Annotated in this window: 8 protein-coding genes and 1 pseudogene; 7 read left to right on the forward strand and 2 right to left on the reverse strand. The window is 74.3% G+C overall.

What is annotated here, in order from left to right:
- Positions 1-44 precede the first annotated feature (44 nt).
- Entirely contained in the window at positions 45-2,837 is a 2,793-nt protein-coding gene (locus tag C7M71_RS21540; protein WP_111493509.1) for a penicillin acylase family protein, read from the forward strand.
- Positions 2,838-2,841: 4 nt separating this feature from the next.
- Here the strand turns inward: C7M71_RS21540 and C7M71_RS21545 are convergent, their stop codons facing one another.
- Complete coding sequence (locus tag C7M71_RS21545) at positions 2,842-3,750, reverse strand: DUF4232 domain-containing protein (protein ID WP_111493511.1); 909 nt, start codon at positions 3,748-3,750, stop codon at positions 2,842-2,844.
- A gap of 167 nt (positions 3,751-3,917) precedes the next feature.
- Here C7M71_RS21545 and C7M71_RS21550 point away from each other — a divergent pair, with 167 nt between their 5' ends.
- Entirely contained in the window at positions 3,918-4,109 is a 192-nt protein-coding gene (locus C7M71_RS21550) for a YegP family protein (RefSeq protein WP_111493513.1), read from the forward strand.
- A 136-nt stretch (positions 4,110-4,245) separates the two neighbouring features.
- On the forward strand, positions 4,246-5,460 hold the full coding sequence (gene ftsY, locus C7M71_RS21555) for a signal recognition particle-docking protein FtsY (protein ID WP_111493515.1): 1,215 nt from the start codon (positions 4,246-4,248) through the stop codon (positions 5,458-5,460).
- 122 nt (positions 5,461-5,582) lie between these two features.
- On the opposite strand, the gene C7M71_RS21560 is transcribed toward ftsY, so the two are convergent.
- Positions 5,583-6,302, reverse strand: a complete 720-nt coding sequence (locus C7M71_RS21560; RefSeq protein WP_114914481.1) for a bifunctional DNA primase/polymerase — start codon at positions 6,300-6,302, stop codon at positions 5,583-5,585.
- Between the two features lie 553 nt (positions 6,303-6,855).
- Between C7M71_RS21560 and nsdA the strand changes: the two genes are divergently transcribed.
- The 4 genes and pseudogenes from nsdA to C7M71_RS21580 all read left to right on the forward strand — a co-directional run bounded on the left by nsdA (position 6,856) and on the right by C7M71_RS21580 (position 12,887).
- The gene (nsdA, locus tag C7M71_RS21565; protein ID WP_111494854.1) at positions 6,856-8,307 is read left to right on the forward strand and encodes a transcriptional repressor NsdA; all 1,452 of its coding nucleotides are present in this window, start codon (positions 6,856-6,858) and stop codon (positions 8,305-8,307) included.
- Positions 8,308-8,515: 208 nt separating this feature from the next.
- Entirely contained in the window at positions 8,516-9,820 is a 1,305-nt protein-coding gene (locus C7M71_RS21570) for an ammonium transporter (RefSeq protein WP_111494856.1), read from the forward strand.
- Positions 9,820-10,158: a P-II family nitrogen regulator gene (locus C7M71_RS21575; protein ID WP_111494858.1), complete on the forward strand. Its 339-nt coding sequence runs from the start codon at positions 9,820-9,822 to the stop codon at positions 10,156-10,158. The genes C7M71_RS21570 and C7M71_RS21575 overlap by 1 nt, the downstream gene beginning before the upstream one ends.
- Positions 10,159-10,305: 147 nt before the next feature.
- Positions 10,306-12,887: pseudogene (locus C7M71_RS21580) on the forward strand ([protein-PII] uridylyltransferase).
- The last annotated feature ends 64 nt before the right edge of the window (positions 12,888-12,951 follow it).

Consider the following 12,951-nt stretch of genomic DNA (forward strand, 5'->3'; position numbering starts at 1 on the left):
GACCCGACCTACCGTCAGCGGCATTGCCCAACGGAGGAGCAGGCATGCAACGACGCATCCGGACCCTCAGGCTCCAGGCCGCCGCCGCCCTCGCGGGCCTGCTGACGGCCACCGCCCTGGCCGCCGCCCCGGCGACCGCGGCCACCCCGGCCCCCGCGCCCGACTACTGCGGCAACCGGTGCCACGACATCCTGCCGCCCGGCGAGAACGGCAACGCCACCCTCGCCGACATCCTCGCCAACCGCCTCCTCGGCACCCGCCCCGCGCACACCGACGACCAGCTCGGCCCCTACGCCGCCCTGGCGAACAGCTACCCCGGCCTCACCGACGCCGGACTGCGCTCCTTCTTCAACGACGCCTCCTTCGGCGTCCCCGCCGGCCAGGTCGCCTCCACCCTCCAGCCGCGCCCCGACGTCACCATCGTCCGCGACAAGGCGACCGGCGTCCCCCACGTCACCGGCACCACCCGCTATGGCACCGAGTACGGCGCGGGCTACGCCGCCGCCCAGGACCGGCTCTGGCTGATGGACCTCTTCCGCCATGTCGGCCGGGGCCAGCTCAGCAGCTTCGCCGGCGGCGCCGCCGACAACCGGGCCCTGGAGCAGTCCTTCTGGCAGGCCGCCCCCTACACCGAGGCCGAACTCCAGCAGCAGATCGACACCCTGGCCGCCTCCGGCCCCCGGGCCGCCCAGGCCATGGCCGACGCGGGCGCCTACCTGGACGGCATCAACGCGTACATCGACACGGCGTACAGCTCACGCACCTTCCCCGGCGAGTACGACCTCACCGGCCATATCGACCCGCTCACCAACGCCGGGTCCATCGACCACTTCAGACTCACCGACCTGGTCGCGCTGGCCTCCGTGGTGGGCGCCCTGTTCGGCGCGGGCGGCGGCGGGGAGGTGCAGTCCGCCCAGGTCAAGCTGGCCGCCGAGGCCCGCTACGGCAAGGCCGAGGGAGACCGGGTCTGGGCGTCCTTCCGGGAGGCCGACGACCCCGAAGCCGTCACCACCCTCCACGACGGCCAGCGCTTCCCGTACGCCCAGCCGCCCGCCGACCCGCAGGGCACCGCCATGCCCGACCCGGGCTCCGTGGTGCCCGAGAAGCTGGTGTACGACGCCACCGGCACCGGCGCCACCACGGCAGCCACCGCCGCCAAGGGCGTACTCCCCGGCAATCTGCTCACCGCCAGGCACGGCATGTCCAACGCCCTGGTCGTCTCCGGCAGATACGCCGCCGACGGCCACCCCGTCGCCGTCTTCGGCCCGCAGACCGGCTACTTCGCCCCGCAACTGCTGATGCTGGAGGAACTCCAGGGCCCCGGCATCAGCGCCCGGGGCGCCGCCTTCGCCGGGCTCTCCTTCTACGTCCAGCTCGGCCGGGGCCAGGACTACGCCTGGAGCGCCACCTCCGCCGGACAGGACATCACCGACAGCTACGCCGTGCCGCTCTGCACCACCGACGGCTCACCCGCCACCCTGGCCTCCGACTCCTACCTCTGGCACGGCCGCTGCACCCCCATGGAGCGGCTGGAGCGCAAGGACTCCTGGAAGCCCACCACCGCCGACTCCACCGGCGCGGGCTCCTACACCCTCGTCATGAAGCGCACCAGGTACGGCCTGGTGACCTCGCGCGGCACCGTCGGCGGCACCCCGGTCGCCTTCACCGCGCTGCGCTCCACCTACCGCCACGAGGCCGACTCCATCGTCGGCTTCCAGATGCTCAACGACCCCGCGGCGGTGCACTCCGCCGCCACCTTCCAGGAGGCGGCGCAGCACATCAACTACACCTTCAACTGGTTCTACGCGGACGCCGTCGACACCGCCTACTACAACTCCGGCGACAACCCCGTGCGCGCCGACGGCGTCGACCCCGGCCTGCCGGTGCTCGCCGAGCCGCAGTACGAGTGGCGCGGCTACGACCCCGACGCCAACACCGCCGAGTACACCCCGCCCGCCCAGCACCCCCAGTCGGTCAACCAGGACTACTACATCTCCTGGAACAACAAGCAGGCCGACGCCTTCACCACGGCCGGCTTCGGCAATGGCTCGGTGCACCGCGCCGACCTGCTCGACGACCGGGTCAGGGCGCTGCTCGGCAGCGGCGCCAAGGTCACCCGCAGCGCCCTGGTGCGGGCCATGGAGAGCGCCGCCCTCGCCGATCTGCGCGGCGAGGACGTACTGCCGGACCTGCTGAGGGTGATCCGCAGCGGCGCGGTCACCGACCCGGCCCTGGCCGGGGCCGTCCAGAAGCTGGAGACCTGGCGGGCCGACGGCACCCTGCGCCGCGAGACCTCGGCCGGCAGCCACCGCTATGCCGACGCCGATGCCGTCCGGATCATGGACGCCTGGTGGCCGCTGCTGGTCCAGGCGGAGTTCAGGGCCGGGCTGGGCGACCCGCTCTTCACCGCGCTCACCGGGGCGCTGCAGCTCAATGAGTCGCCCTCCGGCGGCCAGACCGGGCCGGTCAGCGGCAGCGTCAGCGCCAATGAGTCCATCCCGCACAAGGGCTCCGCCTTCCAGTACGGCTGGTGGTCCTATGTCGACAAGGACCTGCGGACGGTGCTGGGCGACCCGGTCGCGGGCGGCCTCGGCGGGCCCTACTGCGGCGGCGGTGACCTGGCCCGGTGCCGGTCGGTGCTGCTGGAGAGCCTGCGGCAGGCGGCCGCGCAGCCGGCGGCGCAGGTCTATCCGGCCGACGACGTCTGCTCGGCGGGCGACCAGTGGTGCGCGGACACCATCGTGCAGCGGCCCCTGGGCGGTGTCACCGACGGCAAGGTCTCCTGGCAGAACCGGCCCACCTACCAGCAGGTCGTCCAGTTCACCTCGCACCGCTGAGCCGTCAGCGCGGCGGGTCCTTCTTCCACGCGCTGACCCCGAGCCTCCCCGTGGTGCCGAGGTCGAGTTCCGGCGTCACCGTCACGGGCGGGGCGCCGGGCGTGGCCCTGACCCTGACATAGGGGGCGTTCACCGGAGTACCGGCCTCGGTGGTGTTGCGCCAGAGCAGACCGGCGGACGCGGTCTCGCCCGGCTCCAGGGTCAGCGGGCGGGGCGGGGCGTCGAAGTCGCTCATGGTGGCGATACCGCCGCTGCCGTGCAGGACCCTGACGCCGGAGACCGGCTTCCGGTCCTCGTCCAGCAGCCCGAGCAGCGGATAGCCGTCGACCGGAAAGGCGCGGGTTCCGCAGTTCTCCAGGTGCAGCCCCACGACGCGGAGCCCCATGGCGGCGTCGCCGTCGTCGGCCCTGACGCGGACCCCGGAAGGCGGACAGGGGCCGGACAGGGTCGGCACTTCGTCCGAGGGGACGCGCCTGACCTTGGTGACCCGCAGCCGCCCGTGGTCCCTGGCGTCCATTGCGTCCATCCGGATGGTGCGGGTCACGGTCCGACCGGGGCCCACGGACGGCACGGTCTGGGTCCCGCTCCCCACCGCCGCTCCGGAGTCGGCGAGCACATTGAAGGTGATGGTGTAGGTGAACGGTCTGCGCTCGTGGTTGGTGACCTGGAACTCGGTGGTGATCGAGGACAGGCTGCCGGCGGGGGACCATCCGCTGACGCCGGTGATCCGCACGCCGTCCCGCTCCAGATCGGCGGGGTCGCCGGGAAGGTCCGGGCTGGCGGACCCGGCGGTCGGCCGTACGCCGCTGCCCGGCGCATCGGCACTTCGCGAGCCGCACGCCGTCAGCAGCAGGGCGGCGCCGGCGAGCAGGGCGGGAAGGGCCGGGAGGGTGCGGAGGGCGCGGGTAGGCATCGGACCACCCCACCAGGGACCGGATCGCCCGGCTGTGACCCAGGCCACAACGCCTGTCACAGCCATGCCACAAGAGCCCGGCCCACCCGAATGACCGACCGGGGATGCCGGGGCTCCGGCCGCGACCTTACGGTGCGGCTGGGGGGCGACACGAAAGGTGGAATCCCATGGCAGGCAAGTTCGAGATATACACCGACGACTCCGGCTCCCACCGCTTCCGCCTCAAGGCGAGCAACGGCCAGGTGCTGATCGTCGGCGACGCCTACGACACCCGCGACCAGTGCCTCAAGGGCATCGAGGCCGTACGCAAGCTTGCGCCCTACGCCGAGATCAAGGACGTCGCCGCCGCCGACGCCTGACCCCGCGCGGGAGGGGACCGCCGCCCCTCCCCGCCCCGCCCGGTCTGTCCGCCCGGCCCGCGCGCCGCCGCCGCGCAGACCCGCTCGGCCGTACCACTACGGCGACCGCCGCCTCAGCACGGATACTGGGGGGGTTATGGAATACGTGATCCTTGCCGTAGCCATCGCCGTGGTCGCCATCGGTGCGATCACCGGCTTCGTCGTCAGCGGCAGACGGCGCAAGACCCTGCCCCCGTCGCCGCGTACCCCCGTCGGTGCGCCGCCCGCAGAGCCCCAGGTCGGCGAGGAAGCCGAGACTCCACGGGACACCCCGACCAGAACCATCGAGGAGGTGGACCTTCCCCCGGGCGTGACCGCGCCCGAGGAGACGGTCTCCCCGGAGGCGGCGGTCGCCGCGCCGCCCCTGGAGGTGCCCGAGCCCACGGCCGGCCGGCTGGTGCGGCTGCGGGCCCGGCTCTCCCGCTCCCAGACCTCGCTGGGCAAGGGCCTGCTCTCGCTGCTCGCCCGGGAGCACCTGGACGAGGACACCTGGGAGGAGATCGAGGACACCCTGCTCACCGCAGACGTCGGGGTGACCCCCACCCAGGAGCTGGTGGACCGGCTCCGCACCCGGGTGAAGGTGCTCGGCACCCGTACCCCGGACGAGCTGCGCGGCCTGCTCCGCGAGGAGCTGGTGGCCCTGATCGGCACCGAGGCGGACCGCTCGCTGCACTCCGCCAGGCACTCCGCCGCCGAGGCGGGCCGGCCCTCCGTGGTGCTGGTGGTCGGCGTCAACGGCGTCGGCAAGACCACCACCACCGGCAAGCTCGCCCGGGTGCTGGTGGCGGACGGCCGCTCGGTGGTCCTCGGCGCGGCGGACACCTTCCGGGCCGCCGCCGCCGACCAGCTGCAGACCTGGGGCGAGCGGGTCGGCGCCCGCACCGTGCGCGGTCCGGAGGGCGGCGACCCGGCGTCGGTGGCCTTCGACGCGGTCAAGGAGGGCATCGCCGAGGGCGCCGACACCGTCCTGGTGGACACCGCCGGCCGACTGCACACCAAGACCGGCCTGATGGACGAGCTGGGCAAGGTCAAGCGGGTGGTGGAGAAGCACGGCCCGGTGGACGAGGTGCTGCTGGTGCTGGACGCCACCACCGGTCAGAACGGCCTGGTGCAGGCCCGGGTCTTCGCCGAGGTCGTCGACATCACCGGCATCGTGCTCACCAAGCTGGACGGCACCGCCAAGGGCGGCATCGTGATCGCCGTCCAGCGGGAGCTGGGCGTCCCGGTGAAGCTGATCGGCCTGGGCGAGGGCGCGGACGACCTGGCGCCGTTCGAGCCGGGCGCCTTTGTGGACGCGCTGATCGGCGACTGACCCGCACCGGCGGACTCATACGAACGAGGGCCGTCCCCGTATCCGGCACGGGGACGGCCCTCCTGTGCTGCGGCGGGCCCGGGAGGGGGAAGCCGGCCCGCCGCGTGCGGGGGAGAGGCGGGTCAGGAGGCCAGCCAGCCGGCGTCCGCGCCCACCGGCTCACGGCTGCGGTGGCAGGCGTACGCCAGGGTGCCCAGCAGCAGCCGGGCCTCCGGCGGGCGGCAGGCGGACTCGGGGGTGGGCGGGCGCAGCCAGTGCGCCGGGCCGAGACCGGCGAGCGCGGTGGGCGGCGCGGCCACATAGCGGCCCTCGCCATGGCAGGCGAGGTCCAGCGCGGCGTCGTCCCACCCCATCCGGTAGAGCAGGTCGGGCAGGGCCCGGGCCGCACCGGGGGCCACGAAGAAGAGCGCCCGCCCGGCGGGGGAGGCGAGCACCGGGCCCAGCCGGGTGCCCATCCGCTCCAGCCGTACCAGGGCCTGGCAGCCGGCCTGCGCCGGGATGTCCAGCACATCGAAGGTACGGCCGGTCGGGAGCAGCACGGACGCCTCCGGCGCCGCCTCCCACAGGGCCCGCACCTCGCACCGCTCCGCCCAGGGGCCCGCCACGGGCGCGGCCTCGCCCGGGGCGGGGTGCAGCCCGGGTGCCGCGCAGCGCCGGACGCCGCAGCCGCAGCGCCCGCCGGGGTCGGCGTCGGACGCGGCGGTGCCCCGGGTGCGGCCGGGCGGCTTGCCGGCGGCGACCCACCAGCCCCATCGCCCGGCGTACTCCGCCGCCGCCTGGAGTGCGGTGGCGCGGGTGCGGCGCCGCGAGCCGAACCTGAGATCGCCGAACTGGATGTCCATGCCTCCCCCAACGGGTAGCCGTCGCCGATGGTTACGGGACCGTGACAGAGTGTCGCCGAACCGCTGCGGTGCGCGACGCGGGCGGGCGGCGCGCAGGCGGGTCCTTCACCCCGTCGGCCGAGATCCGGTGCCGCGTCGCCATTGCGGTGGCGAGGGCGCCTGGGGGATCGTCGGTGGCGGACGGTTCGTAGCTGCACTGCCGGCCCCGCAGGGCCGCTGGGGCCCAGTCAATCGCGGGACGCCGGGGAAATGTTCACTCCCAGGGGTGGCGAATGGTGGCGATTCCCCGGCGAAACTCCCCCGAACGGCTCTCGGGGCATTACGTTCGGTCCACGGACCACGGCGCTGCGTCAGTTCCGGGTAAGCCGAGGGCAAGGGACAGCAGGGTGCACGACTGTGCGCGACTTCCCCTTTCCTGCCCTGTCGGCCGCTGCCTCCGCGGAGTCGGGCCCGGACCGGCGCCCCTCGGCTCCCGCCAGGGCGTGCAGCCTTACAGACACCGCCCGCGACCGTCGGGCACGGCAGCGGGGTAACCCGGGATGGGGGCGTTCCGGTGGGAGAGAAGCAACCCAACGAGCGGTTGACATCATGGTTTGTGCGGAGCGGCTGGTCCAAGGGTGAGCTGGCCCGCCAGGTCAACCGCCGGGCGCGGCAGACCGGCGCGCACCATGTCAGCACCGACACCTCGCGGGTGCGGCGCTGGCTGGACGGCGAGCAGCCGCGCGAACCCATTCCCAAGATCCTCTCCGAGCTGTTCTCCGAGCGCTTCGGCTCGGTGGTCACCGTGGAGGACCTCGGCCTGCGCGCCGTGGTCCCGGTGACCGGCGCCGGTGAGGTGGACCTGCCCTGGAGCGGCGCCCAGACCGTGCAGCTGATCAGCGAGTACTCGCGCAGCGACCTGATGCTCAACCGCCGGGGCTTCCTGGGCACCTCGCTCGCGCTGACGGCGGGCTCCGCCCTGATCGAGCCCATGCAGCGGTGGCTCGCCCCCGGGCCCAGCGGTACGCCCACCCCGATCCTCACCGCCGCCAACGGGGGGGAGCCGCACACCGGCCGGCTCTCCGGGCCGGAGCTCGCGCTGCTGGAGCAGACCACCGTGATGTTCCGCCAGTGGGACGCGCACAACGGCGGCGGTCTGCGCCGCAAGGCCGTGGTCGGCCAGCTCCACGAGGTCACCGACCTGCTCCAGGAGACCTATCCGCAGGAGACCACCCGGCGCCTCTTCCGGCTCACCGCCGAGCTGGCGCACCTGGCCGGGTGGATGTCCTACGACGTGGGCATGCACCCCAGCGCGCAGAAGTACTACGTGCTGGCGCTGCACGCCGCCAAGGAGGCCGGTGACCGGCCCTTCGGCGCGCTGATCCTCTCCGACATGAGCCGCCAGATGATCCACCTCAACCGGGGCGAGGACGCCCTGGAGCTGATCCACCTCGCCCAGTACGGCAGCCGCGACACCGCCTCGCCCCGCACCGCCGCGCTGCTGTACTCCATGGAGGCCCGCGCCTACGCCAACCTGGGCGAGGTCAACAAGTGCCACCGGGCGGCGCGGCTGGCCGAGGACACCTTCAGCGACGTCCGCACCGGTGAGACCGAGCCGGACTGGATCACGTTCTTCTCCGAGGCCGAGCTGAACGCGGAGAATGCGCACTCCTACCGCGACCTCGCCTACCACTCCAGCCGCTCCCCGCTGTACGCCTCGATGGCCGCCCCGGTGATGGAGCGGGCGGTGGACCTCTTCCGGGTGGACGAGACCCACCGCAGGTCCTATGCCTTCAACCTGATCGGCATGGCCAGCGTCCATCTGCTCCAGGAGGAGCCGGAGGCGGCGGCCGGTCTGGCGCACCAGGCGGTCGACATCGCGGGCAAGGTCCGCTCCGAGCGGCTGAACACCCGGATCCGCAAGACCACCGATGCCGCGCTGCGGCGGTACCCCTCGGTCGCCGAGGTGCAGCACCTCTCCGACCGCATCACCACCGCGCTGCCGGAATACGCCGCAGCTGGCTGAGGGTTGGCCGGCTGAGGGCTGCCGTTCACCCTTGTGTAACACCGGAGTGACCCTCGTCACCCCGGCGAAACAGTCGGACGCATCGGTGGAAACCGGCCTCCGGCACGCTCCTTGACATCGCCGACGCCCACGGGCAGCACGGGACGGCCCTCTTGCCCCGGAGGGACGCGCCCGTGGGCGGAGCGGCCTTCACCTCAAGGAGACGCGGATGCCGAAAGGCTTCGACGCGGGCGACACCGCATTCGTGCTCATATGCGCTGCCCTGGTGATGTTGATGACGCCCGGCCTCGCCTTCTTCTACGGCGGCATGGTCCGGGTGAAGAGCGTCCTCAACATGCTGATGATGAGCTTCATCAGCCTCGGGATCGTCAGCGTGCTCTGGGTGGCCTACGGCTACTCCCTCGCCTTCGGCGACGACACCGGCGCCGGGCTGCTGGGCAACCTCGACTTCCTCGGTATGAAGGGCATCACCGCGACCACGCTGACCGGCTCCATCCCGGTCTTCGCCTTCGCTGCCTTCCAGCTGATGTTCGCCGTCATCACCCCGGCCCTGATCAGCGGCGCCCTCGCGGACCGCGCCAAGTTCTCCGCCTGGATGCTCTTCATCGCGCTCTGGGTGACCCTGGTCTACTTCCCGGTGGCGCACTGGGTGTGGCAGTCCGGCGGCTGGATCTTCAAGCTCGGAGTGAAGGACTTCGCCGGCGGCACGGCCGTCCACATCAACGCCGGTATGGCCGGGCTCGGCGCCCTGCTGGTGCTCGGCAAGCGGATCGGCTTCAGAAAGGACCCGATGCGCCCGCACAGCCTGCCGCTGGTGATGCTCGGCTCCGGGCTGCTCTGGTTCGGCTGGTTCGGCTTCAACGCCGGATCGGCGCTGGCCGCCGACGGCACCGCCGCGCTGGCCTTCATCAACACCCAGGTGGCCACCGGCGCCGCCATGCTCGGCTGGCTCGCCTATGAGCGGGTCAGGCACGGCGCGTTCACCTCGCTGGGCGCCGCCTCCGGCGCGGTCGCCGGGCTGGTCGCCATCACTCCCGCCTGCGCGGCGGTCAACATCTGGGGCGCCCTCGGCATCGGGGTGATCGCCGGTGCGGTCTGCGCCTGGGCCGTCGGCCTCAAGTACCGGCTGGGCTACGACGACTCACTCGATGTGGTGGGGGTGCACGCGGTCGGCGGCATGGCCGGGACCCTGCTGATCGGCGTCTTCGACTCCACCGACGGCCTCACCGCGGGCGGCGGGTTCGGCCAGCTCGGCCGGCAGGCGGCCGGTGCCTTCGCGGTCGCCGCCTACTCACTGGCCGTCTCCTGGCTGCTGGCCAAGGCCATCGACGTCACCCTCGGATTCCGCGCCACCGAGGAGGAGGAGGTGGGCGGCATCGACCAGGCATTCCACGCCGAGACCGCCTACGATTTCGCCTCGGTCACCGGCGGTGTGGTCCGCACCGCCGCGCCGGTCGCGGCCGGGTCCCCCAGCCCCGTCCAGGTTGCGCAGAAGAGCGAGGTCGACGCCTGATGAAGCTCATCACCGCGGTCATCAAGCCGCACCGGCTCGATGACGTCAAGGAGGCCCTCCAGGCGTTCGGGGTGCACGGCCTGACCGTCACCGAGGCCAGCGGCTACGGTCGGCAGCGCGGCCACACCGAGGTCTACCGGGGGGCGGAGTACACCGTCGACCTGGTGCCCAAGGTCCGCATCGAGGTCCTGGTGGAGGACGACGACGTGGACGGCCTGCTCGATGTGATCGTCAAGGCCGCCCGCACCGGCAAGATCGGGGACGGCAAGGTGTGGGCCGTCCCGGTGGAGACCGCGATCCGGGTCCGTACGGGGGAGCGGGGCCCCAGCGCCCTGTGACCAGCGCCCAGTGACCAGCGCACCGACGCGGGCGGCGGACCGGCGGCCCGGGGGACCCAGCAGCCCCCGGCCGCGGGTCCGCCCACCGCGTACCAGGCGACACCGCCGTGGCCCACCCGGCTGCGGCACGACGGACGGGGACAGGCAGTGACCGCTCCGGAGACAGCACCCCACGGCTCCCGTACGCCCGCACCCGGCGCGGTGCCCACCGACTACGCCGCCGCCCGGCAGCGGCTGCTCGCCGAAACCGGCCTCACCGGCCCGCACCGCCGGGTCGCCCTGGCCGCCCTCACCGACCGCTGGCTCGCCGCCCTGCTGGCCGGAGCCGCCGCCGCGCTGCGCAGCCCCTCGGCCGACGGCGGCGGACCGGCGCCCGCCGGGGTCGCCCTGGTCGCGGTCGGCGGCTACGGCCGGGGCGAGCTCTCGCCGCGCAGCGACCTGGACGTGCTGCTGCTGCACGACGGCTCCACCTGGGGGAGTTCCCTCCCGGCCCTGGCCGAGCAGCTCTGGTACCCGGTCTGGGACAGCGGCGCCGCCCTGGACCACTCCGTACGCGACCTCCCCACCGCCCGCGCGGTCGCCGCCGAGGACCTCAGGACCCAGCTGGGCCTGCTGGACGCCCGCCACATCGGCGGCGACCCCTCACTCACCGCCACCCTGCGCTCCGCCGTCCTCGCCGACTGGCGGGCCGCCGCCCCCAAGCGGCTGCCGGAGCTGGCGGAGATCGGCCGGGAGCGCGCCGAACGCCACGGCGAGCTGTCGTTCCTGCTGGAACCGGACCTCAAGGAGGCCAGAGGCGGGCTGCGCGACCTGGTCGCCCTCGACGCGGTCGCCGCCTCCTGGCTCGCCGACGCCCCGCGCGACGGCCTGGCCGAGGCCGCCCTGCGGCTCGCCGACGTCCGCGACGCCCTGCACCTGGTCACCGGCCGCGCCACCGACCGGCTCAGCCTCCAGGAGCAGGACCAGGTCGCCCGGCTGCTCGGCGTACTGGACGCCGACACCCTGCTGCGCCAGGTCTACCGGGCCGCCCGCACCGTCGCCTATGCCTCCGACGTCACCTGGCGCGAGGTCGACCGGGTGCTGCGGGCCCGCTCCCGGAGCGGGCGGCGCAGCCCGCGCCTCGGCTTCCCGTTCGGCGGCGCCGGGCGGGTCTCGGGGGCGGTCGCCCGGGGCGCCCTGGAGCGCCGCCCGCTCGCCGAGGGCGTGGTGGAGCAGGACGGCGAGGCCGTACTCGCCCAGAGCGCCCGGCCCGCCCAGGACCCGGTGCTGCCGCTGCGGGCCGCCGCATCGGCCGCGCAGGCCGGGCTCACCGTGGGGCACGCCACCGTCCGCCGACTGGCGGCGGAGACCCGCCCGCTGCCGGTGCCCTGGCCGGACGAGGCCCGCGAGCAGCTGGTCACCCTGCTGGGCGCGGGCAGCGCCTGCCTGCCGGTCTGGGAGGCGCTGGAGGCGGAGGGCCTGGTCACCCGGATGCTGCCGGACTGGGAGCGGGTACGGTGCCGCCCGCAGCGCAACGCCGTGCACCGCTGGACCGTGGACCGCCACCTGGTGGAGACGGCCGTCCGCGCCGCCGCCCTCACCCGCCGGGTCGCCCGCCCCGACCTGCTGCTGGTCGCCGCCCTGCTGCACGACATCGGCAAGGGGTGGCCCGGCGACCACGCCGAGGCCGGTGAGGTGATCGCCCGCGACCTGGCGCTGCGGATGGGGTTCGGCCGGGAGGACATCGAGGTGCTGGCGCTGCTGGTCCGCCACCATCTGCTGCTGGTCGAGACCGCCACCCGCCGCGACCCGGGCGACCCGGCGACCGTGGAGGCGGTCACCAAGGTCGTCGGCACCACCCGCACCCTGGAGCTGCTGCACGCCCTCACCGAGGCCGACGCACTGGCCACCGGGCCCGCCGCGTGGAGCGGCTGGCGGGCGTCGCTCGTCTCTGACCTGGTGTCCAGGGCCGCCGCGCTGCTGGCCGGTTCCCCGCCGCCGGTGCCGCCCGCCGCCGAGCCCAGCGCCGAGCAGGAGCGGCTGGCGGTGGAGGCCGCCCGTACCGGCGGGCCGGTGCTCACCCTCCACGCCCATGCGCAGCGCGCCGATCGGCCGGACCTGCCGGACCTTCCGGAACGGCTCGACCAGGCCGACGCGCCGGACCAGGCCGGGCGGCCGGTGGGTGACTCCATGGGCGTGGAACTCACCCTGGCGGTTCCCGACCGGCCGACGCTGCTCGGCACCGTCGCCGGGGTGCTGGCGCTGCACCGCCTCACCGTCCGCGCCGCCGCCCTCCGCGAGATCGACCCGGTCGGGGCCGGCCCGGTGGTGCTGCTCTGCTGGACCGTGACCGCCGAGTACGGCGACCTCCCGGAGGCGGCCCGGCTGCGGGCGGACATCCGGCGGGCCCTCGACGGCGGCCTGGACGTCGCCGGGCGGCTGGCCGAACGCGATGCGGCGGCCCCCGCCGCCGGGGCGCCGGCGTCCCGCCGCCCCGGGTCACGGTCGCCCCGGGCGGCGCCTCGGCCTCCGCCACGGTGCTGGAGGTCCGTGCCCACGACGCCCCGGGCCTGCTGCACCGCATCGGCCGCGCCCTGGAGGAGACCGGCGTACGGGTCCGCACGGCGCGGGTCTCCACCCTGGGCGCCGACGCGGTGGACGCGTTCTATGTCACCGACGCCGGCGGCCGTCCGCTGGCCGACGCCCGCGCGGCGGAGGTCGCGCGGGCGGTGCAGCGGGCGCTCTCCTGAAACGGCGCCCCTGAAACGGCGCCCCTGAAACGGCGCCGCCCCGCAGCCCTCGGGCGAGGACTGC

This window comes from Peterkaempfera bronchialis (genome assembly GCF_003258605.2).
Lineage (GTDB): Bacteria > Actinomycetota > Actinomycetes > Streptomycetales > Streptomycetaceae > Peterkaempfera > Peterkaempfera bronchialis.

What these genes read in the sequence shown, in the direction of transcription:
- C7M71_RS21545 (WP_111493511.1), bottom strand. Translation starts at nt 3,750, where the DNA reads ATGCCTACCCGCGCCCTCCGCACCCTCCCGGCCCTTCCCGCCCTGCTC.
- C7M71_RS21560 (WP_114914481.1), bottom strand. Translation starts at nt 6,302, where the DNA reads ATGGACATCCAGTTCGGCGATCTCAGGTTCGGCTCGCGGCGCCGCACC.
- C7M71_RS21570 (WP_111494856.1), top strand. Translation starts at nt 8,516, where the DNA reads ATGCCGAAAGGCTTCGACGCGGGCGACACCGCATTCGTGCTCATATGC.
- C7M71_RS21540 (WP_111493509.1), top strand. Translation starts at nt 45, where the DNA reads ATGCAACGACGCATCCGGACCCTCAGGCTCCAGGCCGCCGCCGCCCTC.
- ftsY (WP_111493515.1), top strand. Translation starts at nt 4,246, where the DNA reads ATGGAATACGTGATCCTTGCCGTAGCCATCGCCGTGGTCGCCATCGGT.
- C7M71_RS21575 (WP_111494858.1), top strand. Translation starts at nt 9,820, where the DNA reads ATGAAGCTCATCACCGCGGTCATCAAGCCGCACCGGCTCGATGACGTC.
- C7M71_RS21550 (WP_111493513.1), top strand. Translation starts at nt 3,918, where the DNA reads ATGGCAGGCAAGTTCGAGATATACACCGACGACTCCGGCTCCCACCGC.